Consider the following 22424-nt stretch of genomic DNA (forward strand, 5'->3'; position numbering starts at 1 on the left):
ACGGAAAGTAATGACGAAAAAACTGATTTCGCTGGCACTCGTTTTCCTTATGCTTGCGTCATATATTCCTACAGTATCCGCACAGTCCGCAAGCAACGGGGAATCGGCGCATTGGGGTGAGGCTCTTCTAACCAAGTGGGTAGACAAAGGGCTGCTGACCGGGTATCCCAACGGCAGCCTGCAGCCGGATCGCAGCGTGACGCGGGCGGAGTTCGCCAAGCTGATTCAAGTTGTGTTCGGGTTGAAGGGAAGCGGGAAACTGCCGTTTGTCGATGTGCCAGAAAAAGCGTGGTACTACAACAGCATTGCATCCGTGTGGAAGGCAGGGGCGATCAATGGTTACCCGAGCGGATTATTTAAGCCGGATGCTCCGTTGACGCGACAGGATGCGGCGATGGTAGCTGCACCGTTGTTCAAGCTGCCTGAAGTTGCAGCAGGAGGTTTAGCCGGATTTAAAGACACTGATAAAGTAAGCGCTTACGCAAAAGCTTCGCTTGAGAAGATGATAGCCGGAGGGTATATGAAAGGATATCCGGACGGCAATTTGCKGCCGCTGCGTCCGATTACGAGAGCAGAGGTTGTAGCCGTACTGGATCGGCTTGCCACGGTTATTATTAATGAGGCAGGCACAGTGGCTCGTTTTGATTCTACTGGCAATGCGGTTGTAAATACGGACGGCGTTACTTTGTCCGGCGGGACGATTGCGGGAGATCTCTTCTTGTCCGCGGGTATTGGCGAAGGAAGCGCCTATGTGAAGAATATGACGGTGAAAGGCACGGTATATGTAAATGGCGGCGGAATCAACAGTATTCATTTTACGAATTCGTTGATGGGTTCGATCATTATTCATAAGCCGGATGGTCCGGTTCGTGTCGTAATCGACGGGCAATCCTCGGTTAATCGCGTTACTGTGCAAACAGGAGCAAAAGTGGAGGTCGGAGAAGGCTCGACGATCTCGGAGCTGACGATTGGGGAAGAAGCATCTGATACGGAGCTAACGATTGATGGGTCTGTTGAACATATAGACAATAACGGCGACAATACGGAGCTTAATGGCGCCCCGTTAAATAAAGGTGAAGAGGCTTCCGTTAAGGATGGTGTTGTAACGAAAGGCAGCGATCAAGGAAGCGGCGCTGGCGGCGGGGGAGGAACAGGCGGCGAGCAGCCGGATGAGTGGGAGCTCGTTTGGAATGACGAATTCGACGGCACAGGTAACAATGTCGATACGAATGGGGTCAATCTCGACAAATGGGCTTATCAGAACGGTACGGGTTCGGATTATGGTCTAGACGGTTGGGGCAATAACGAGCAGCAGTACTACCGTCCGGAGAACATTGAAGTGGAGGACGGCAAGCTGACGATTACTGCGGACGACGATGGTTACGGCGGCAAGCCATATACGTCGGGCAGGCTGTTCACGTCTCCGACGTTCACGAAGACATACGGCAAATTCGAAGCGAGCATCAAGATGCCAGTAGGCGAGGGCATATGGCCTGCGTTCTGGATGATGCCGCAGGACAGCGAGTACGGCGTATGGGCGTCATCGGGCGAGCTTGACATTATGGAAGCAAGAGGCAGACTGCCGGAGGAAGTGGGAGGTACGATTCACTACGGCCGCAATTGGCCGAACAACAAGTCCACCGGCGATGAATATCATTTCCCGGAAGGCGAAGACATTACGGGTTACCATACGTATGGCGTCGAGTGGGAACCGGGTGAGATTCGTTGGTACGTTGACGGCAATCTGTATCAGAAGCTGAACAACTGGGACAGCATCGGCGCGGATCAGCCGGCCAAGTATGCGTACCCTGCGCCGTTCGACAAGCCGTTTTATATGATCTTGAACTTGGCGGTAGGCGGGAATTACGACGGAGGACGCACGCCTGACCCGTCTCTGCTTCCGGCCAAGATGGAAGTCGATTACGTACGCGTATACGAATTGACGGGCAGACCTTACAAGCAGCCGGTCGAGCCGAAGTTCGAAGCAGAGCCGTATCCAGATACATACAAGGAGCCGGTGAACGGCAACTTCGTATACGATGCGGCATTTAACGAGCCGTTCACGACAATTGCCGAGCCGAATGTGACGCTGAACGAGCAGTATTGGAATTTTGCCCATATCAGCACATTCCTCGGCAACGGCTCGATATCTGTCGATCTGATTGACGGTGTCAGGTACGCGAAGGCAGCCATAACTTCTGGAGGCAACGCGGCTCATGCCGTACAGCTGATCCAGAATGTTACCTTGGGCAAAGGCAGATGGTATAAGCTGTCGTTCAACGCGAAATCGGACGCGAACCGGACGATGACCGTCAAGTTCGGCGGCGGGGAAAGCAGAGGGTGGACGACGTATTCCGATACGCTGGAAGCGAGATTGTCCGGCAGCCTGCAGTCCTATGAGATGACGTTCCAAATGGGAGCGGATACCGACCCGCTCGCGCGACTCGAGTTCAACATGGGTCTAAGCACGAATCCAATCTGGCTTGGCAACGTGAAGGTGGAAGAAACGACAGCGCCGGATCCTTACAATGAAACTTCGCCGAAAGAACCATTGGGCGGCAACCATGTGTATAACGGCAGCTTCGATCTCGGCCGGTTGGATCGGATGACGTATTGGAACTTGAAATCGGCATCAGGCGCGAATGCTTCTGCATCGGTTAATCCGAGCGCAAGAGAACTTCTCGTTGATGTGAAGACCAAAGGGAATTCGGCTGGCGCAGTCGAGCTGACGCAGCCAGGCATGAACTTGATCAAGGATAATGATTATAAAATCAGTTTCAAAGCACGCGGGACTGCCGCAAGGAATATAAGCGTAGCTGTTCGGAGTGCGGACGGGACGAATTATGCAGCTCCGCAATCCATTTCGCTTACGACATCGATGGATACGCATGAAGTGTTGTTCACGATGGCGAATGATACGGATGTGGCAGGGGTGCTCGTATTCCAGCTTGGCGGCGAGCAAGCCGATGTGTACATCGATGACGTATCCATGATAAGACTGACGAACAACAATGCGGGCGAGCTGTCCCTTAACGACCAGTTCCCGGTAAAGAACGGCGATTTCTCGAACGGCACGGCTGGCTGGGCGGAGCATGTGCAGGGGCGTTACGACGGATACGGCTCGAATGCAGCTTTCTCGGCCGCGGCTGGAGAATTGAAGATGGCAGTCACGAGTGAAGGTACGGAGCCATGGCATGTCATGCTGATGCAGACCGACTTCGAGCTGTTCAAGGATCAGACGTATACCGTATCGATTGATGCGAGAGCGTCGGTGAACCGTGAGATCGAGATCGTGGTTGACGAGAGCAACAGCAACCGTCTGTTGTCGGAGAAGGTGCAATTGACGGGCGAAATGCAGACGTTCACGTTCGAAATGGCAATCGGGCAAAACACGACGGCATCCCTCAAGCTGCTTCTCGGCAAGCTTCAGGGTGCAGCCGCGATCGGCGCGCACGACATTTATTTCGACAATGTGCGGGTCGAGCTGAAGGAAGCGCGGAGCAAGGCGTTCCTCTTGCGGAACGGTTACTTCGATGAGGAGTTGACTGGCTGGAGCGCTCATATCCAAGGCGTATATGACGGACCGTCAAGCGCAGAGGTTACGGCGGACGAAGATGCGCTGAAAGTAAGCATTGCGCATTCGGGCATCAATGCGTGGGACGTTCTCGTTCAGCAGCTTTCCATGGCATTTGCCAAAGGCAAGACTTATATCTTGTCATTCGATGCACGCTCGACCGTGCCGCGTACAATTGAAGCGATCGTCGAGAACGGTACTTATTTCCGTTATTTCGAGACGGATGTGGAGCTTGACGAAATAACGAAGTCGTTCAGCTACGAATTCACGATGGCCGAGGAGGACATCGCCGGCCTGAAGTTCCTGCTTGGAAATCAAGACGGGGCACCGTCTCCCGATGCCGACCATCATATTCTGATCGATAATGTGCGGCTTGAGCTTAAAGGTGCGAAGGAAGCGACCGGCGAGAAGGTCAGATCGGGCAACGATATCAGATTGCCGGCTGCTCCGATCTTGACGCCAGATGCCGCTGATAACGCGATAGGCGAAGAGGTTGAGCTGACGTTCGCCAGCAATGCAGCTTGGGAAGCGGCCGTTCGCTCGGTGTCAATCGACGGCGTAGCTTTGGCAGCCGACGATTATTCGCTGGAGCCGGGCAAGCTGACAATCGATGCCGGCAAGTTCACTGCCGCGAAGACGTATGTGATAGCGATTCGGGCAACCGGCTTCGAGCCGGCCGAATTACGGCAGGAGATGCAGGCTGAGCTCATGTGGAGCTTAACCTGGTCGGATGAATTCAACGGATCGGGCGGCGGAAATCTCGATACGAATGGCGTCGACCTGAGCAAATGGGCGTACCAGGAAGGCAATGGCACGGAATATGGCGTTCCATCTTGGGGCAATAACGAGGAGCAGTACTACCGCAAGCAAAATATTAGTGTAGCCGATGGGCTGCTGTCGATCGAGGCCAAGAAAGAGAGCTTCGGCGGCAAAAACTATACGTCAGGCAGATTATGGACATCACCGACGTTCAGCCAGGCGTATGGGAAGTTCGAGGCGCGCATCAAAATGCCAGTAGGGCAAGGGATATGGCCGGCGTTCTGGTTAATGCCGAAGGATCAGGAATACGGAGGCTGGGCATCTTCAGGCGAGATTGACATTATGGAAGCGAGAGGCAGGCTGCCGGGCGAGGTGGACGGTACGATCCACTACGGCAAAGGCGCTCCGAACAATAAAGCGACAGGCGCGAAATACGAATTTCCCGAAGGAGAGAGCATTGCCGAATTCCATACGTACTCCGTGGAGTGGGAGCCTGGCGTAATCCGCTGGTACGTAGACGGCAATCTGTTCCAAGAAATTAATGATTGGCATAGCTGGGGAGTGGATCAGCCGGAGAAATACGCGTTCCCGGCTCCATTCGACAAAGAGTTCTATATCATTCTGAACCTAGCTCTCGGCGGCAATTACGACGGCCAACGAGCTCCCGACGATTCGAAGCTTCCTGCGAAGATGGAGGTCGATTACGTCAGAGCTTACGAGCTGACGGGTCGCCCATACCAGCAGCCGGCCGAGCCGCTGCTGGTGAAGGAGCCGTTCCCGCAAGGCGGCAAGCCGGCGGTTGGCGGCAATCTGGTCTATGACGCCGATTATGCGCACRGCATCAAGGATGTTAACGCTGCGTCTCCGGCGATGGATCCGCAGTATTGGAACTTCGTGCACGGTGCCGACTTCGGCGGAGCCGGAACGGCATCGGTGGAGCCGGTCGGCGGTGTTCCGCACGCGAAGCTCGACGTGACCAATGGCGGCAACGCGCCGCACGCCTTGCAGTTCATTCAGTATGTGACGCTCGTCAAAGGCCATGCGTATAAGCTTAGCTTCGACGCGAAGTCTGCCGCGGCTCGCAGTATTGCGGTCAAGCTGGGGGGAGACGAGGACAACGGTTGGTCCGCATACTCGGACAGCTTCGAGGCAGCGCTTACGACAGAGGCTGGACACTATGAATACCGCTTCCTGATGACGGCGGATACGGATAAGACAGCCCGGCTTGAGATTAATATGGGCTCGAATCCAAACGATGTATGGATTGGCGGCGTGAAGCTGGAAGAGATCGAGGTGCTGAACGATCCGAACGGTCCTAAATCTCCGCTCGGAAGCGGCAACCATGTGTACAACGGGGGCTTTGACCTTGGCACGATGGATCGGATGGTCTATTGGAATTCAGTAATTGGCGAGACGGCGGATGCGTTATTATCCGTTGATCCTGCCGAGCGTCAATTGTCGGCCGTCATCGAAGACGGTGGTTCAGATGCTGCGCAGATCAAGTTGATCCAGCAAGGAATCAATTTGCTGCAACAGGATGAATATAAGCTGACCTTTGACGGTTCGGCAGAAGCGCCGCGTACGATCGGGATTGCTTTCGTCAGCAAGAACGGCAGCGTGACGTATTCCGGTCCGCATACGATTGCGCTGGATACGGTAAGTGACTCGCATTCGGTAAGCTTCACCATGCCTGCCGGAATCACCGACGAAGAGGCTCAGCTCGTCTTCCTGCTCGGCGGCGAGGATGCGGATGTAAGGCTTGATAATGTGAAGCTGCTAAGGCTTACGAACTTGAATGTCGATTTTACAGGCATTGATCTATTCCCGCTGAAAAACGGAGATTTCGCTTTCGGAATTGACGGCTGGGAGCCTTTCGTGCAAGGCGGCAACGCGCAATTCAGCGGAACGGACGGCGCGGCGAAAGTTGCGGTGGCAAGCCGCGGCAACGAGGCTTGGAATATCATGCTTAACCAATCGGGACTGCAATTATCCAAAGGAATGACGTACACGCTGTCTTTTGACGCTAGCTCGACCGCCGCCCGTGATATCGAAGTCGCATTGGAGAATGCGGGTTATACGAGACGCTTCTACTCCGGTCCGTTAATGATAGGTCCGAGTATGCAGCGCTTCTCGTTCACGTTCCGAATGACGACGGACGATTCGCTCGCGCTGAAATTCCTGCTCGGCAAAACCGTACAAAGCCCAGACGGAGCGCATGACATCTTCATCGATAACGTCGTGCTTGAAGTACAAGGCGCGCCGGTCTTAAGACCGCCAACGCTTGCTGCGGACGCAACGAATAATCGCGTAGGCCAGCCGGTGGACATTCGATTCGCGGCTAACGAGACGTGGAGAGAGGCGATAACATCCATCGAAGTAGACGGAGAGACGCTTGATCCGGAACAATACGAGGTAGAATCAAGCAGCATCATKATAGGTTCGGATGTGTTCGCTGACGATAAGCTTTATGCGATTGTCATCAAAGCGGCTGGTTATGGCGATGCCGCGGTCAGTCAGCAGCTAATGCCAGGCGACGGCAATCTGGTATTGAACGGCGATTTGTCGAGCGGTTTTGCTTCTTGGGAGAATTGGGTCGGCGAGGGAGGCGTGGCCGACCTGACGGCCCACAACGAAACCGCCAAGATCGACGTCCACTATCCGGGCAATGCCAGTTGGGCGATCCAGCTTATGCAAAGCGGCATCATGCTGCAAGCAGGCAAAGCCTATGAGCTGAGCTTCAACGCTTGGTCGACGGCGAGCCGTCCCATTGAGCTCGAGCTTACCGGCTACAACAACAATCAGAAGATTAGCTACAATATTACAAGCGATTCTAATGCTGTATACAAGAGAAGCTTATTGCCCGGCGCAAATGTAAACCTAACACTGAAATATTTGCTCGGTTATGTAACGAATGCAGGTGGAACGACACCGATGCCGCCTCATACGATCTACATCGATAATGTATCGATCACGGAAGTGACGTCGGGTCCTGCATTAACGCCGGATACGACGGACAACAAGATCGGGCAGCCGATTGTCGTCACCTTCGCCGATAATACGGCGTGGCGAGCAGCAGTAACGGGCGTTACCGTTGACGGTATCGCTGTCGAGGCGGAACATTATTCGCTGACTGCAGGTCAGCTTACGCTGAACGCGAGCTTGTTCCCGTCGATCAAGACGTACACGATTGCTATAGAAGCGCTTGGTTACGGCGCAGTCATGGCTGAGCAGCGCGTATTGACGGCTGCGAACAATATTGCGCTTAACAAGTTAGCGGCATCGTCACTATCTAACGCGACGATGCCGGCTAGAAACGCGTTCGACGGGACGCTCGGAACCAGATGGGAATCTGCCTTCGACGATAACAGCTGGGTAACGGTCGATCTTGGTGCGATCTATTCATTGGATAACGTTGTCTTAGCCTGGGAAGGGGCATATGCCTCATCCTACAAACTTCAAGTGTCGAGTGCAGCGGTTCCAGGGGAAGCAGACTGGACCGACGTCCATGTCAATCCGAACGGTACAGGCGGCACGGAGAACATTCCGCTGGTCGTGGAGGAAGCTCGTCATATTCGTATGCTTGGCGTAGACAGAGCGACCCCATGGGGATACTCTCTGTATGAATTTGAAGTGTACGGCGATTGGATACGGGATGTTGAAGGCGGAAGCGGGCCGGGCACGGACCCGGGTCCGGGTACCGATCCAGCGGGCGCGAACTTCGCCCTGGATAAATCGGTTACCGCCTCGAGTATCGGTGAAGGATTCACAGCCGACCTGTTGACCGACGGCGACCTGGGAACGCGTTGGTCGGCCGACTGGGCCGCCAATCAAGACGGGGCGATGCGTCCGGAATGGGTGTATGTCGATCTCGGTCAGTTGCGGACTATTGAAAAGTTTGTGCTTGCTTGGGAGACTGCATACGGCAAAGCCTTTGAGATTGCGGTGGCGCAAGAAGGTGACGATTTATCTGCTGACAGCGAGGACTGGGTAGTCGTCCATGCCGATAATCGAACGCTTGCCGCAGATCAGCTGACGGAAACGATTGAACTGGATGAAAGCGTGCAAGGTCGTTATGTACGGTTGTATATGACGGAGAGAGGTTTCCAAATCTATGGCCCATCGTTAATCGAGCTGGAGATTTATTAGAATGAACGGGTGACAAAAGAGCCGGAGCGGCTGGAGCTCCGGCTCTTTTTGTCGTCTCAATAGAAGCGTGATGGAGTAAGTAAACGTTCTATTTGCTGATATTGTGGGATGATAATCTGTTTATGACGGTTAATGATCATTTAATGAACATAATCAATTATATATTGCGTCATATATAAATTTATGATACATATTAAATAACGGAAACAAAAATGGAGAGCCATACGCATGATTCCGTAACATTAGAGYAGGGGAGAAGAGTCGATTATGGAGAGAGAGTTAGCGCTTGAAATCGTACGTGTAACGGAATTGGCGGCTCTGGCGTCTGCGCCTTGGATGGGCAGAGGAGATAAGAATAGTGCGGATGGCGCAGCGACTTCCGCGATGCGCGCGATGTTCGACTCGGTATCTATTCGCGGAACGGTCGTTATCGGCGAAGGGGAAATGGACGAAGCGCCGATGCTCTATATCGGGGAAGAGGTCGGCAGCTTGAACGGACCGGAGGTCGACGTAGCGGTGGATCCGCTCGAAGGTACGGAAATCGTGGCTAAAGGGCTTAATAATGCAATGTCCGTCATCGCTGTAGCCCCCAAGGGGCAGTTGCTCCATGCGCCGGATATGTACATGGAGAAGCTTGCATTCGGTCCTGCATTAGTTGGCAAGCTTAGCATTACGGATCCGATGGAAGTAACGCTGGAGAAGGCGGCGGACGCACTGAATAAGAAAGTTTCCGATCTTACGGTTATGATTCTAGACCGCGAACGGCACGAGGAGCTCGTTAAGGTGCTTCGCAAGGTTGGGGTGCGCATTAAGTTCCTATCGGACGGGGACGTAGCAGGTGCTATGGCACCAGCATTTCCCGAGGCGGGCATCGATCTCTATGTAGGCTCTGGCGGAGCACCTGAAGGCGTGCTTGCCGCGGCTGCGCTCAAATGCTTGGACGGTGAGCTCCAAGCTAGACTTATGCCAGCTGATGATCAAGAGTATAACCGTTGTATCCAAATGGRCATCTCCGACCCTTACCGCGTCCTGACAATGGAYGATATGATCGGTACGGGGGATGTCATATTCGCAGCAACAGGCGTTACGCCGGGCGAGTTCTTAGGCGGCGTTCGCTACTTGTCGGACCAGCGTGCCGAGACCCACTCCATTGTCATGCGCGCCAAGACGAAAACAATTCGTTTCGTCAAATCGCTCCATTACTTGCCGAACAAGCCGCTGCTCGATGCCGCTTTGGTGAATGCGGGCAATGAGCAGTCCATGCCGATAAGCGTTGGGGAGTAGTTGAACCTAAGGAAAGAAGACACCGGCGAGGTGTCTTCTCAGATTGTCCTATTGTCGCTCGCTGAAAGCATTGCGATTAAGCCTCAGGGATGGTTTCCTCTAGACTGGACACGACATCATGGAGCTCGGCTTGAACGCTATCGTACTTGGAAGCAAGCGTCCATGCAAATACTTGGTGGTAATGTGTATCGGTTTCGATCGTTGTAACAATGTACGCAATCTTCATACCGTCATACTCCGACTCGAAGCTGAGCTGGTAGGCAGGATAGTTGCCGATAAATGTCTCGGCGGTCGGATAATAGATCTTGTCGGATGCTGTAAGCTCTAGCGCAACCTCCATATCTTGATGGTAGTCGGACAAGGTATAGCCTTCCTCAAAATCGCTTTTGCTCTCCGTTAATACAAATAGGTATTTCTCTGCAAACAGGTTAGAGATTGAAATGTCGGCCTCGTCATTCAAGCTTGTGTCTTTGCGCCAATCCGCGGGAGCGGTTATTTGAAACTGCCCGTCCACGCTAAGAAATCGTTCTGGTTCTTTAGGCGTAGTATCGATGTTGGCTAAGGCCATAATAGTCAACACAAGCACCAAAACCGCGTAGACAGGGAAAGCAATCGTCATCACTATCGTTTTTTTTCTGCTAGTGGGAGGCAGGTCTTTCACTTTAACTACATAGGTATTGGCTGCCATATCGCCAATCCGTTGTTTCTTTCTTGTTGCAAGAACGCTAATGCCGGCAGGCAGTCCGCCAAACAGTACCGGATTAGTATCGACGAGGCGTAAAAGCGTTCTGATCAGTCCTTTGACGAAGCCAGGAGGTTGTCCATTTGCGTTTACCGCCTGAATTCGCAATGCGAATTTTCCTGCCGTGTATCCGGTTAAGCCTTCTAGCAGCAAATAATAACAGATGGCAATCAATAGCGGAGCAAGCACAAGCAACTGCGGAACTTCCTTGAATAAATAGGCAGCAGCGCCGGTTGTTAATGCGATGAGCAGGAAATCGATGATCGTAGCTGCCCATCTTCTAAAAAAGATAGACGAGCTGTAGGTCGAGCTGAGTTGCTCCATATTGCCCTTATTATCAAAGGCATATGGATTTACGTATGCATCATTCGCAGATGCGGTCGGAAATTTGTTCACTGGGATTTGTTCCATCAATTACACCTCATAAATAGTAAATGTAGTTAATTTTAAACATCCCATAATTCTCTTGTCAACCTTTATTTTCCTAATTATTAGGATGGAGAATATCCGTTTCACTATATATTTCCTTGATTAATATGGTTTTTAGTTGCTTGGTTGCGAAAAAAAAGGGACTGTTTACAAGGTCGAATATGACCTTTATAAACAGTCCCTTCTATCGTTGTTAGTCGAGCGGAGGCGTCGTTACGCCTTCGCGTTCCGCTTGTTTGCGGTGAGCGATGCGGCTGGCAGCCGATGCGGCAATCGCTCCGACGATATCGTCGAGGAACGTATGGCAATCCCCGTCCGACTTGTCGTTCAGCTTAACGAGAATGCCCGGCTTGAGCTTGTCGATATATCCAAAGTTCGTGAAGCCGATGCTGCCGTATACGTTGACGATCGACAACGCCAATATTTCGTCGCAGCCGTACAGTCCTTCGTCATGCTTGATCATATCCTGCAGCGGAGCCATCAGCTTGCCTTCTTCGGCAAGAATGTCCAACTGGATTCCCGTTAGTACGGCATTTTGCACCTCGCGCTTCGATAGGACGGCGTCAACGTGAACCATGCAATCCTCGGGCGTTAAGTCCGGGAAGTAATCCTTTTGCAGAAAATGAACGAGTTCGGCGATCGCTTCCTTCTTCACACCGCGTTTCAATAGCCATTCATTCGTCGCCTCGGCCACTTTGCGGCTGTTCAGGCTGTATTTCTCCGTATTGCTCATTCGTATATACCCCCTCAGAATTTGTGGACAAAACTGGTCTAAAACAGGGAAGGGCTCGTATACATAGTACTACAAATAAGGAGTTGTACAAAGCCGACAGGCAAAAAATGATTGGGGAGGAAAGGTTAATATGGTTCAAAAAAGTTGGATTCGTCGCACTGCGCTCACGGGTGTGTTGGTGCTGCCCATACTGACGGCGGGGTGCGGGCTGTTCTCGCAGGAGACAGGGAAATCGATTGATCCCCCGCAAGTTGAAGAGAATGCGAACGGCACAGACAACGGTCAGACGGGACAGGCTGATCCGCAGGGACAAGGTACGCATATGACTGTTTATTTGCAGGATCGGAACGGTTATTTGGCACCGGTATCGATTAGTACATCGCTTGCCGCGAACGAGGCGGCCGGACAGAGAGCGCTGGAGATGATGGTAGAGGACGGTACCTATGCTAATCTGCTGCCAGAAGAATTCCGCGCCATGATCCCGCAAGGCACTCAAATTAAGTCTTTCTCGGTGGACAAGGAAAACAAGCTTGCGCTGGTCGATTTCACCGAACCGTTCGCTAACTACAATCCGCAGGATGAGAGGGCGATCGTCGAAGCGATTACTTGGACGTTGACGGCAATTCCGGGAATTGAGAACGTCGAGCTCTCGCTTGAAGGCGAGAAGCTGTCCGAGATGCCTATGGATGCATTCCCGCTTGATCTGGCGCTTAATCGCGATATCGGTATCAACATCGAAACGGCTGATGGTGTGAACTATATGCAGTCAACGCCGGTTACGCTGTACTTCTCGGCTAAGACGCTCAGCGACGATCAATACTATGTACCGGTTACAAGGCTGATTAATAACGACAACGATATGCCGACTGCGGAAGCAGCCATGGAGCAATTAATCGCAGGTCCTCTTAATAAGAAGGAACTTACGAGCATCATCTTGCCAGAGGTTAAGGTAACGAGCGTCGAGACGAAGGACGACGTCGTTACGGTCGATCTGGAAGATGCAACGTACGAGGCGGGCCAACAGATGCCTTCCGAAATGCTGCAGGCCGTCGTTCTGTCCATCACGGAGAACACGGGGGCAGCCCAGGTTCAAATTCTAATCAACGGCGAAGCGAATGTCGTCGACGATCAGGAGAAATCCTATGTCACGCCGGTAGGCCGTCCAAACTACGTGAATGCCCTCAAATCTTAACACCGGTAAGAGTCGTGTAAAATAATCGCAAGACGGTACAGGAGGTTGCTCCTGTACCGTCTTTTTCTATTTCGAATAATGGTGAGCCATGCTACAATGGATGCATGAAGTAAACCGCTTAACCTAAAAATTCCACTTTTATTGATAGCGCTTACAGAATAGACGGTTACTGGCAGGAGGTTGTATATGCTTAAGCTTAACAACTGGTATTTCCGGTTGCTTGTATCTTATTTTCCGATTTTGGTGCTTACCGTATCGATGATCATCTTTTTGTCGTTCATCGCGGTCAATGAAATATCGCGCTCCGAGACGGCGAAGGCAGACAGCATAACGACTGGTTATGTAGTGGACAGCATCGAACGCGCCATCCGTGAAGTTGAGTTTAATGCGCTGAATGAAGCCGTGAAAAATAAGAGCTACACCGCGTATTTGAATGGCTCGTCCGATACAAACGACCGATACAATGTTGTCCATAGTTTGCGATCGCTTGTTGAGGATAGCGATTTGCTCGATTCCATCTATTTGTACAGGCAGTCCGATGACATCGTATTGACGTCAAGCGGGCAGACCGAGCTGGCGGATTTCGGAGACCGGGAGTTCATTTCCCGCGCGAAGGAAAACCGCAATTATACGGGATGGTCGGCATCCCGGGAGTACCGGGAATATGATCAGCTTAAGCCGGTCAGGGTCATCACCATGTATAAACAGACGCCGCTTCCATTCGGGAAGGACGGTATCCTTGTCATTAATATCGATTTGTATGTAGTCGATCAATTGATTGGAAGCATGACGAATCACCAATTTTCGTTCATGCGGATAACCGACGGTGCCGACCAGCGGATTTATCCCGCATACAATGGCGATGAAGAAGAGGCAGGCGGCAATGTATTGACGACGATCACCTCGAATTCACTTGGTTGGACCTTCGAGAGCGGCATCCAGGCTGGGCAATTGCTTGGCTGGGTATCCGTCGTTTCTTATGCATGGGTGATCATTGCGGTTTTAACATTTGCGGTCGCGATCATTTATATTATTTGGGTAACACGCCGCAACTATAAGCCGATCCGTCTTATGATGAATCGGATCCAGGCGCTCCAGCTGCGAAGCAGCGACGGGAAAGCGGTAAGGATGGATGACTTGACGGTTATTGACCGCGCGCTCGAGAACTTAATCGATCAGTCGCAAGACTATGAGAAGGGGCAGCGAGAAAGCGTTATGCTCCAGCGCAGGCAGCTGTTTAACGAGCTCATTAGCGGAGAACGAAGCCAGCAAACGATCGAGCGGATGCGTAAGCTGAACCTGCTTCCGAATGCCGGGCGGTATGCGGTTATGATCATTAGGCTGAACAGGTACGATGATTTTCAAACCGAGAACAGTCTTAACGAGCAAAATGTATTGAAATTCGCGCTTAGCAATGTCATGCAGGAACTTGCCTCGGGCGAAGGGTTGATGGGATGGGGGGAATGGACGGCACCGGACCGGATCGCTTTTGTGTTCGCCGTACCCGATACCGATGCTCCGATGCTGGAGCAGCTTCACACGACAGCTTCCGTTGCAAGGCAATGGGTAAGGGAGCACTTGCGCTTCATATTGTCTTTCGGAATCGGATCGATTGTAGACGACTGGAGCCGAATTGGACAATCGTACCGCGACGCCTTGTCCGGTATGGAATATCAATTGTCAATCGGCAAAAGCGCGATCACGTTCAGCGGCGATATTCCGAAGAACAATCAGCCAGGGATGTTTAATTATATGCAGATGTGCACGGACTGCGTGCAGGAAATCAGACAGACGAACGAGAACTGGCAGCCAACGCTCGAGCAATTATTCAAGCAACTGGAGACGGATACGCTGAGGGATGAAGATATTCATTCGCTGATGCAATTATTCGTGCAGATGCTGACCCGCGAGCTGAAGGATTTATCAGCTGCGTTGAACGAATGTTTGGAGGACGATAAGACGTCTGCCCTGCTTGACAAGCTAAAGGCTTCGTCGTCCCTGACCGAGATGAAAGAGCTGCTGCTCGATTATTTGTTGTATGTCTATGAGACGTATGTGGCGATGAGCGAAACGAAAAGCTACAAAACGATGATAACCGAGATGAGAGTTTATATTCAGGAAAACTTTGCGGATCCGGACTTGTCTCTCAAGCATTTGAGCGACCGGTTCCAAATATCGGGCAAGTATGCGAGCTATCTGTTCAAGCTGGAGTATGATATGAAGTTTGTCGATTTTCTTGTGCAGCTGCGGATGCAGCAGGCGGAGCGTTTGCTGGCCGAGACGGATGAGACGGTGCAAAGCATTGCGCTTCAGGTTGGTTATGCGAACTCGATTACGTTCGGGCGGGTATTCAAACGTATCATTGGCGTTACGCCGGGTGAATTCCGTAAGCTTAAGATGCGGCCCTCCGCCCTGACATAGTTGTCTAGGGAGTGAAGTTGTTAGTTTGTAATTATGATGAGTTGTTTACGGCAGCGGCAGTCCGAATAAGGAGCTACATTCGGACTGCCGCTGTATTTGTTTCCAATGATTATAGTTTATCGTCGGAATCCGCTTTATTACGGCCTTTTCGAACGCGTATGGAAAACGGTTTATGTAGGGAAAATAATCTATTCTAGTTGGATAAAGCCTTATACAACAAGGTTTTGGAGGAACGGTTTGCCACGCCGAAACTGGTTTATTGTCATTGATTTGCAAGTCGTGCCATACTGAGGCCACTTCCCAAACACGGGCCGCAAGCCACGATTGAAAGCGCGAACATTTCCGGGGGACAGGAAGCAAATTGATGGGGAAGAAAGAGGGGTTGGTATCAAATGGTAAAGGTTGCAAACGTAAAAAAGAAAGCCAGTACGCTCCTAGCACTCACACTCGCATCTACAATGATTCTAAGCGCATGCGGCAACAACAATGACAACAAAGGCAGCGAATCAACAGGGGGCGAAGGCGCCTCCGGCAAACCGGTAACGCTTAAGGTAGAAGTGTTCGACCGGGGCAATTCGCCTTCCGGATCGACCATTACGAAGAACTATCTAACAACCTACGCACAAGACAACTTCGGCACGCCGAACAACATCAACCTGGAATACGTACCAGTTCCGCGGTCGGAAGAGATTCAGAAGCTTAATGTACTGATGGCGAGCGGAAGCGACGTACCGGATATTGTATTCACGTATGATTCGCCAACCTTTTATCGTTACGCGCAGCAGGGCGGTCTGACCGAGCTCGGCGAGCTTCTCGATCAGTACGGTCCTAACCTGAAGAAATTTCTGGGTGAAGACACGATTGCTTACGGCCAATACGACGGCAAACAGTATGCGCTCCCGGCAAAGCGTGCGCATCTAGGCAAATACTCGTCGTTCATTCGTCAGGACTGGCTCGACAAGCTCAACCTTCCAGTGCCGCAAACAACAGATGAACTATACAGCACGTTAAAAGCGTTCAAGGAAAAAGACCCGGGTCAAACGGGGGGCAAAGTAATCCCGCTTGGTATGGCGCTTGCTTCGGCGCAATACGAACCGCTCATATGGTCGTTTATTCAGCCAACGACAGAAGAGCAGCGCTACACGTTGACGCAGCAGCTTGGCTCGAATGATTATCCTACGCTGCTTCCGGGGTTCAAGGATGCTTTGCAATTCATGAACAAGCTCTATAACGAAGGTCTGATGAGCACCGACTTCAGCCTTGATGAGGATAAGAAAAAGCTGGGTGAAGATGCGGCTAAAGGCTTGGTCGGGTTCTTCAGCGAAGACGATATGAACCCGTTCTATGCGGACGGCCTATACGCTACGCTTCAGAAGAACATTCCGGATGCGAAGCTCTCCTCGGTTGATGTGTACTCGAACTCAGAGGGTAAACATCCGAAACCGGAATATGCGCCGGTAGGTCTCTACCTGATGATTCCAAAAAGCAGCAAGAACGCCGTAGAAGCAATCAAATACTTGGATTGGATGGCTTCCGGCGACAACCTGCTGAACATGCAAAACGGTGTGGAAGGCGAGAACTACACGCTTCAAGACGGCGTTCCGGTTTCAAAAGCCGATGCTACCGAAGAAGCGAAAAACCGTATCTACAACTTTGGCGACATGGCCATCATCTCGAACGGCAAGCAGCTTGGCGAGACAGAGAAAAACGTTGAGGCTTACGTATTCGGCATGCCGGAACAATTCCGCGATGAGACGCGTAAGGCGTTAACGATCTCTAGAAGCGATACGATCAAGCCTGTCCAGTTCGATCGTCCGATTGAGTCACAGAGTAAATACGGTACGGCGCTGCGCGATAAGTTCCACGAAATGATCGTCAAAACAACGATGGTGAAGCCGGACCAATTCGAGAGCACGTTCGAAGCGATGTTGAAAGACTACATGGCGGGCGGCGGTCAAGCGATCTTGGATGAACGCACAAAAGCTTATGAGGCTATGAAATAAGCGTAAGCGACGACATCAAGCAGCTCGGAGACGAAAAGCCACGCGTGGCTCCCGTCTCCGGGCAACACCGTAAAGAGATAGGAGTGGATTGCATTGAACGCGATCGCGTATTTACGTAGATATTGGCAATTGTATGCGTTGCTCGTTTTACCGGTCAGTTACTTCATTATTTTCAAATATGGACCGATGTACGGCATTATTATCGCGTTTAAAGATTTTAACTTTTTCCAGGGCATTAACGGAAGCGAATGGATCGGGTTCGACGCTTTCAAGGAAGTATTCGCGATGTCGGACTTTTACAAGACGCTGCGCAATACATTGATGCTTAATGGCTTGGATTTACTCGTATCGTTCCCGGCCCCTCTACTCTTGGCTATTATGCTCTATGAGCTGAATATCATCTGGTTCAAGAAGCTATCGCAAACGATCTTGTACATTCCGCATTTCATTTCATGGGTTATCATCGGCGGAATCGTCTACCAAGTGTTCGGTACGCAGTCCGGCATGATCAACAACATCATCACCTCATTAGGCTTCGACGCCATTCCTTTTCTGACGAATAAGAGCGATTGGCTCATTACGTATTTGGTCGTTGGCGTGTGGCAGAGCGCAGGCTGGGGAACGATCATTTATTTGGCGGCGTTAACCGGCATCAACCGGGAATTGTTCGAAGCGGCCGACGTTGACGGCGCGGGTCGACTGAGAAAGATTTGGAGCATTACGCTGCCATCCCTGAAGCCAACGATCGTTACGCTGCTCATTATCAATGTGGGCCACATGATTGCGATCGGATTTGAACGACCTTACATCATCGGCAATACGGCCGTTCGGGATTATTCGGATGTGCTCAGCACCTTTGTATACCGCATCGGCATCGAATCCGGCCAATATACGCTTGCTACGGTTGTCGGCTTGTTCCAAGCAGTTGTCGGACTTGTCTTCGTACTAGGCGCTAACTATTTTTCCAAAAAATTGGCGGACCAAAGCATTCTATAACAACAAAACAACCTTCTGTTCTCGAAAATTGGAAAGGAGCGATAGACATGAGGGATCGACAAGCAAGCCGATCATTCGATGTTATCAATGTGATCGCTATAATATTTTTCGTGCTGCTGTGTCTGGCTCCATTTCTTCATATACTGGCTATCTCCTTAAGCTCGTCGCGTGCCATTATGTCGGGCGAGGTCAGCCTTATTCCAGTCGAATTTAATTGGAGTTCCTACAAGCAGGTATTCTCCGACGTGTCGATGATCCGCTCGCTTGGATTTACGATCATGATGACGCTGCTGTTCACCGTGTTATGCATGCTGATGACGATCGCGGCGGCTTATCCGCTTGCCAAGACGAAGCTCAAGGGACGCAAGATCGTCATGTTCATTATCGTCATTACGATGTTTTTCAGCGGCGGGATCATTCCTGAATATATGCTTGTGCGCAACTTGAACTTGCTTGACTCGATCTGGGCGCTTGTGCTGCCMGGGCTAATCAGCCCGTTCTACTTGATCATACTTATTACGTTCATGCAAAATATTCCCGATTCGCTGGAAGAATCCGCAGAGATCGATGGCAGCTCGTACTTCCGCACCTTGGTCAGCATTATCGTGCCGCTGTCGCTGCCTGTTATCGCAACGTTAAGCCTGTTCTACGGCGTCGGCCGTTGGAACGGATTTACCGATACGCTTATGTACATTACAAGTCCAGAGATGTATCCGCTGCAGTTGAAGCTCTATCAGCTTGTGCAGAACAACATGGTTAGCGAGCTCATGCAAATGGAAGGGGCAAGCGGGCAGTCCATGCTTCAGCCGGAAAGCTTGAAAGCAGCGAGCGTCATCTTCGCAACCGTGCCGATCTTGCTCGTCTATCCGTGGCTGCAGCGGTATTTCGTCAGCGGGGTGATGCTTGGAGCGGTGAAAGGTTAACGTACAGATCAGCAGGCATATTCACCGGTTCACGCCATTGCTCCAGCTCGTTCCCTACGAGCTGGAGAAGCGTGAGCCATTGTTCGTTTTCATGTGAAGAAGGAGGAAGAGGACGATGTACAAGAAGTTGGTTGCCGTCAACGATGGCTGGGTCAGGCAAGGAATGGACAATCAAATAATGGACAGCGGCAGCCGCTTTTATGGCGGAGTTGCCGATCATGACAACGGCATCGCTTGGGCGACCCATACGGGAACGACGGCGGTTATGTCGATATGGGCATGTGCGCTTGTATGCGAAGATTCGCGTTATTATCATGACGAGCTGCTGCGGGAGCGTCTGGAGCTTGCTGCGGCGTTTATCGTTCGCGCGCAGCACGAGGACGGAAGCATATCGCCCGGCTGGACGAATATGCATTCTCCGCCGGATACCGCATTTGCGGTCGTCGGTCTTGCCCAGCAGCTAGAATTGTTGGAGAGGCATGATTGGTCGGCGCTGGAGGGCATTCGCGTCAACCTACGAACATTCCTGCAACGCTCGGCACAGGCGCTGCTGACAGGCGGTTGCCATACGCCGAACCATCGGTGGGTGCTGACGGCGGCGCTTGGCTTCGTGCACAGGCTGACCGGCAATGAGAAGCTAATCGCGCGCGCCGATCAATGGCTGGCCGAAGGGATCGACTGCACGGAGGACGGAGAATGGACGGAGCGAAGCAATGGCATCTACAACGGCGTAAGCGACATTATGCTGTTCCATACGGCGGAGCTGCTTGGGAGGCCTGAGCTGCTTGCGCCGGTGCGTCGCAACTTGAGGATGATGGCTTATCTGATTCATCCCGACGGGGAAGTCGTCACCGATTACTCCGGTCGGCAGGACTTCGGGCATAAATTCGATATGTCGAGTTACTTTCAAGTATCCAGCATTATGGCGCATCGCGATCAGGATCCGTTGTTTGCCGCCATCGCAGCGCTCGGAGGAGAAGCATTGGACCGCCCGGACGCGAGTTCGAACAACGGTTTTATCGGATATTTGCTATATCCGGAGCTGCAAAAGTCCTCTGTCGAACGGGGCAGTCTGCCAGACCATTATCGGGTCGTTATTAACGGACAGTTTCCTCGGGCTCGCTATTTAAGCGGGATGGATGCCGCGGGTCACGGCGGCAAAATTTATCATAGCCGCCTTCATCCCGAGTTCGGCGCTCCCGTTGCCCGGCAGCGGGAAGGCAAGACGAGCGTTACGGTCATGACGGAAACCAATTCGTTCTTCGCGCTTCGGCATGGTGACGCGCGTCTGCTTGGCGTGCAGGTCAGCAGCTCGTTCGAGCCGGGTTTCATTAAGATGAACGAGCTTGCGCAGCTTGAATCCGGCTACTTGTTGTCGGGGACCGAAACGAAAGGTTATTACGGTCCGATTGCAGGCGATCGCTTGCCCGTTACGGCCAGCGGTCCGGTCAGCCCTTGGTATTTGCTGCCGCATCAGCTGCGCGAAGTAACCCATTTGCAGGAGCATCATGTGCAAATCGAGCTGACGGAATCGCAAGACGGCTGGCAACTGCGCGTTAGATGCGATAAGCCGGACGTGCTCTTGAACCAGATTTCTTTCGTGTTCGGGAAGGATGGGGCGTTTGCAGGCGGTGAGTTGGCTCCCGCCGAGACGGGGACGCAATTTTGGAAGGAAGGCACAGTGCGGTATACGGCAGGCAACGAGTGGATTGAGGTGGATGGCGGAGCGCATGAGCATAGGGCCCGTTCGATTCGCGGGGCTTCTTTCCCGGCAGACTGTCAGACGCTCGTCGTTAACGTGCTGACACCGTATGACAAAACGTTCGATATTCGGCTTTCGCCAGCGAGATAATCATTGAAAGCGATCTCCATAGCGCGCATAATGGAAATGAAAGCGATAACAAGCGAATGGAGAACGTTGTCATGAAAGCGACCATATATGATGTTGCCAAAGAAGCAGGTGTATCCATTGCTACCGTATCTCTTGTCATCAACGGCAAGGGCAAGATCAGCAAACAACGCCGTGAGGAAATTAGGAGCATTATGGTGCGCATGGGCTATAAGCCTAGCATGATCGCTTCTGCGCTTACGGGCAAGAAGACATATGCGCTTGGCTTGTTAGTACCGGATATCTCTAATCCCTTCTTTGCCGAAATCGCGAGGGCGGTCGAGGATGAAGGACAGCGTCATGGCTACAGCGTCTTTATATGCAGCACGGATAATAAGGACGAGAAGGTAGGGCACTATGCCGATCTGCTGCAGCAAAAAAACGTGGACGGGGTAATTATCGGCACAGGCATCAAGGAGCTGTCGGTGCTGGAACCGCTGCTGAACGGCGGCGTACCGATTACGTTTCTTGCCCGTGAATTTCCTTCCGTTGAGGTGCCGTCCGTCGTTGTAAACGATTATGAGGGCGGATTTGCAGCGGCGGAACATTTGATTGCGCTTGGCCACCGCCGTCTTGCCGTATTAGCCGAACAGGATTCGATCAGCAGCAGCAGGGAAAGAGTGCGAGGATTCAGGCAAGCTGCTGAAGCCATGGGCCTGTCTCTCGATCCGGCGCTTGTGCTGAGCAGCAGCGTCAATGAAGGCAAGACAAAGGCGATGGAGCTGTTGCAACGACATGATCGTCCTACCGCCGTCTTCTGCTGCAACGACTTGCTTGCGATCGGCGCTCTCCGGGCTGCCAAGGAAATAGGTCTTCGCATTCCGCAGGATTGCTCGATTATCGGGTTCGACGATACGGTGCTCGCTTCCGTTACGGATCCGCCGCTTACAACGGTTGCCCAGCCTATCGAACAGATGGGGAAGATCGCCGTACAGCTTCTGGTCCGAAATATCGGGCAGCGAGGTGAGCTTCCCGAGCGAATCGTGCTCCGTCCTGAATTATCGGTTCGACATTCGACGATGGCCCCCTGAGATGTTTACTCTTGATTGAACCCAGCTATTCGCTATATAGGCGGATAGCTGGGGTTTTTGTTTTATATATAAGAAGTTCCGACCTCTTACTGAGATTACGTTTTGCCTGTATTTCATACAGTCTAATCGATCCCAATCGCTATTAAGTGACTTTTGAGTGGAAAACATACAGGCAAAACGGGCATTTTAGCCCTCAGCAAGATGACGTAAAATTGTTTGTGTACCAAGATTTGTAGCCTTGTCGGACAACAAAAAAGTAGGGTATCCTCGGGGTTGCTGAAGCCACCAGAGAAAGGACCCTAC

Annotated in this window: 11 protein-coding genes; 9 read left to right on the forward strand and 2 right to left on the reverse strand. The window is 52.0% G+C overall.

What is annotated here, in order from left to right; translation table 11 throughout:
* Window positions 1-10: 10 nt before the first annotated feature.
* Together AB4Z33_RS14120 and glpX are read left to right on the forward strand one after the other, a co-directional pair.
* Window positions 11-8479, forward strand: coding sequence for a carbohydrate binding domain-containing protein (locus tag AB4Z33_RS14120; protein ID WP_442050514.1), 8469 nt, complete (start codon window positions 11-13; stop codon window positions 8477-8479).
* 267 nt (window positions 8480-8746) lie between these two features.
* A complete protein-coding gene (glpX, locus tag AB4Z33_RS14125; RefSeq protein WP_442050515.1) occupies window positions 8747-9763 on the forward strand; it encodes a class II fructose-bisphosphatase in 1017 nt (338 codons plus the stop codon).
* 76 nt (window positions 9764-9839) lie between these two features.
* On the opposite strand, the gene AB4Z33_RS14130 is transcribed toward glpX, so the two are convergent.
* The gene (locus AB4Z33_RS14130) at window positions 9840-10916 is read right to left on the reverse strand and encodes an RDD family protein (RefSeq protein WP_442050516.1); all 1077 of its coding nucleotides are present in this window, start codon (window positions 10914-10916) and stop codon (window positions 9840-9842) included.
* A gap of 211 nt (window positions 10917-11127) precedes the next feature.
* Complete coding sequence (locus tag AB4Z33_RS14135; RefSeq protein WP_442050517.1) at window positions 11128-11667, reverse strand: phosphatidylglycerophosphatase A family protein; 540 nt, start codon at window positions 11665-11667, stop codon at window positions 11128-11130.
* A 130-nt stretch (window positions 11668-11797) separates the two neighbouring features.
* Between AB4Z33_RS14135 and AB4Z33_RS14140 the strand changes: the two genes are divergently transcribed.
* The 7 genes from AB4Z33_RS14140 to AB4Z33_RS14170 all read left to right on the forward strand — a co-directional run bounded on the left by AB4Z33_RS14140 (window position 11798) and on the right by AB4Z33_RS14170 (window position 22121).
* Window positions 11798-12859, forward strand: a complete 1062-nt coding sequence (locus AB4Z33_RS14140) for a GerMN domain-containing protein (RefSeq protein ID WP_442050518.1) — start codon at window positions 11798-11800, stop codon at window positions 12857-12859.
* A gap of 186 nt (window positions 12860-13045) precedes the next feature.
* Entirely contained in the window at window positions 13046-15280 is a 2235-nt protein-coding gene (locus AB4Z33_RS14145) for a helix-turn-helix domain-containing protein (RefSeq protein ID WP_442050519.1), read from the forward strand.
* A gap of 392 nt (window positions 15281-15672) precedes the next feature.
* Complete coding sequence (locus tag AB4Z33_RS14150; protein ID WP_442050520.1) at window positions 15673-17283, forward strand: extracellular solute-binding protein; 1611 nt, start codon at window positions 15673-15675, stop codon at window positions 17281-17283.
* A 102-nt stretch (window positions 17284-17385) separates the two neighbouring features.
* Window positions 17386-18279, forward strand: a complete 894-nt coding sequence (locus AB4Z33_RS14155) for an ABC transporter permease (protein WP_442050526.1) — start codon at window positions 17386-17388, stop codon at window positions 18277-18279.
* Between the two features lie 47 nt (window positions 18280-18326).
* The gene (locus tag AB4Z33_RS14160) at window positions 18327-19202 is read left to right on the forward strand and encodes a carbohydrate ABC transporter permease (protein ID WP_442050521.1); all 876 of its coding nucleotides are present in this window, start codon (window positions 18327-18329) and stop codon (window positions 19200-19202) included.
* A gap of 115 nt (window positions 19203-19317) precedes the next feature.
* Window positions 19318-21054, forward strand: a complete 1737-nt coding sequence (locus tag AB4Z33_RS14165; protein WP_442050522.1) for a hypothetical protein — start codon at window positions 19318-19320, stop codon at window positions 21052-21054.
* Window positions 21055-21125: 71 nt separating this feature from the next.
* Window positions 21126-22121: a LacI family DNA-binding transcriptional regulator gene (locus AB4Z33_RS14170; RefSeq protein WP_442050523.1), complete on the forward strand. Its 996-nt coding sequence runs from the start codon at window positions 21126-21128 to the stop codon at window positions 22119-22121.
* Window positions 22122-22424: the final 303 nt, after the last annotated feature.

The sequence above is a fragment of the Paenibacillus sp. 2TAB19 genome (assembly GCF_052115185.1).
Classification (GTDB): domain Bacteria; phylum Bacillota; class Bacilli; order Paenibacillales; family Paenibacillaceae; genus Pristimantibacillus.

What these genes read in the sequence shown, in the direction of transcription:
- AB4Z33_RS14130 (WP_442050516.1), bottom strand. Translation starts at nt 10,916, where the DNA reads ATGGAACAAATCCCAGTGAACAAATTTCCGACCGCATCTGCGAATGAT.
- AB4Z33_RS14135 (WP_442050517.1), bottom strand. Translation starts at nt 11,667, where the DNA reads ATGAGCAATACGGAGAAATACAGCCTGAACAGCCGCAAAGTGGCCGAG.
- AB4Z33_RS14140 (WP_442050518.1), top strand. Translation starts at nt 11,798, where the DNA reads ATGGTTCAAAAAAGTTGGATTCGTCGCACTGCGCTCACGGGTGTGTTG.
- AB4Z33_RS14145 (WP_442050519.1), top strand. Translation starts at nt 13,046, where the DNA reads ATGCTTAAGCTTAACAACTGGTATTTCCGGTTGCTTGTATCTTATTTT.
- AB4Z33_RS14150 (WP_442050520.1), top strand. Translation starts at nt 15,673, where the DNA reads ATGGTAAAGGTTGCAAACGTAAAAAAGAAAGCCAGTACGCTCCTAGCA.
- AB4Z33_RS14165 (WP_442050522.1), top strand. Translation starts at nt 19,318, where the DNA reads ATGTACAAGAAGTTGGTTGCCGTCAACGATGGCTGGGTCAGGCAAGGA.
- AB4Z33_RS14170 (WP_442050523.1), top strand. Translation starts at nt 21,126, where the DNA reads ATGAAAGCGACCATATATGATGTTGCCAAAGAAGCAGGTGTATCCATT.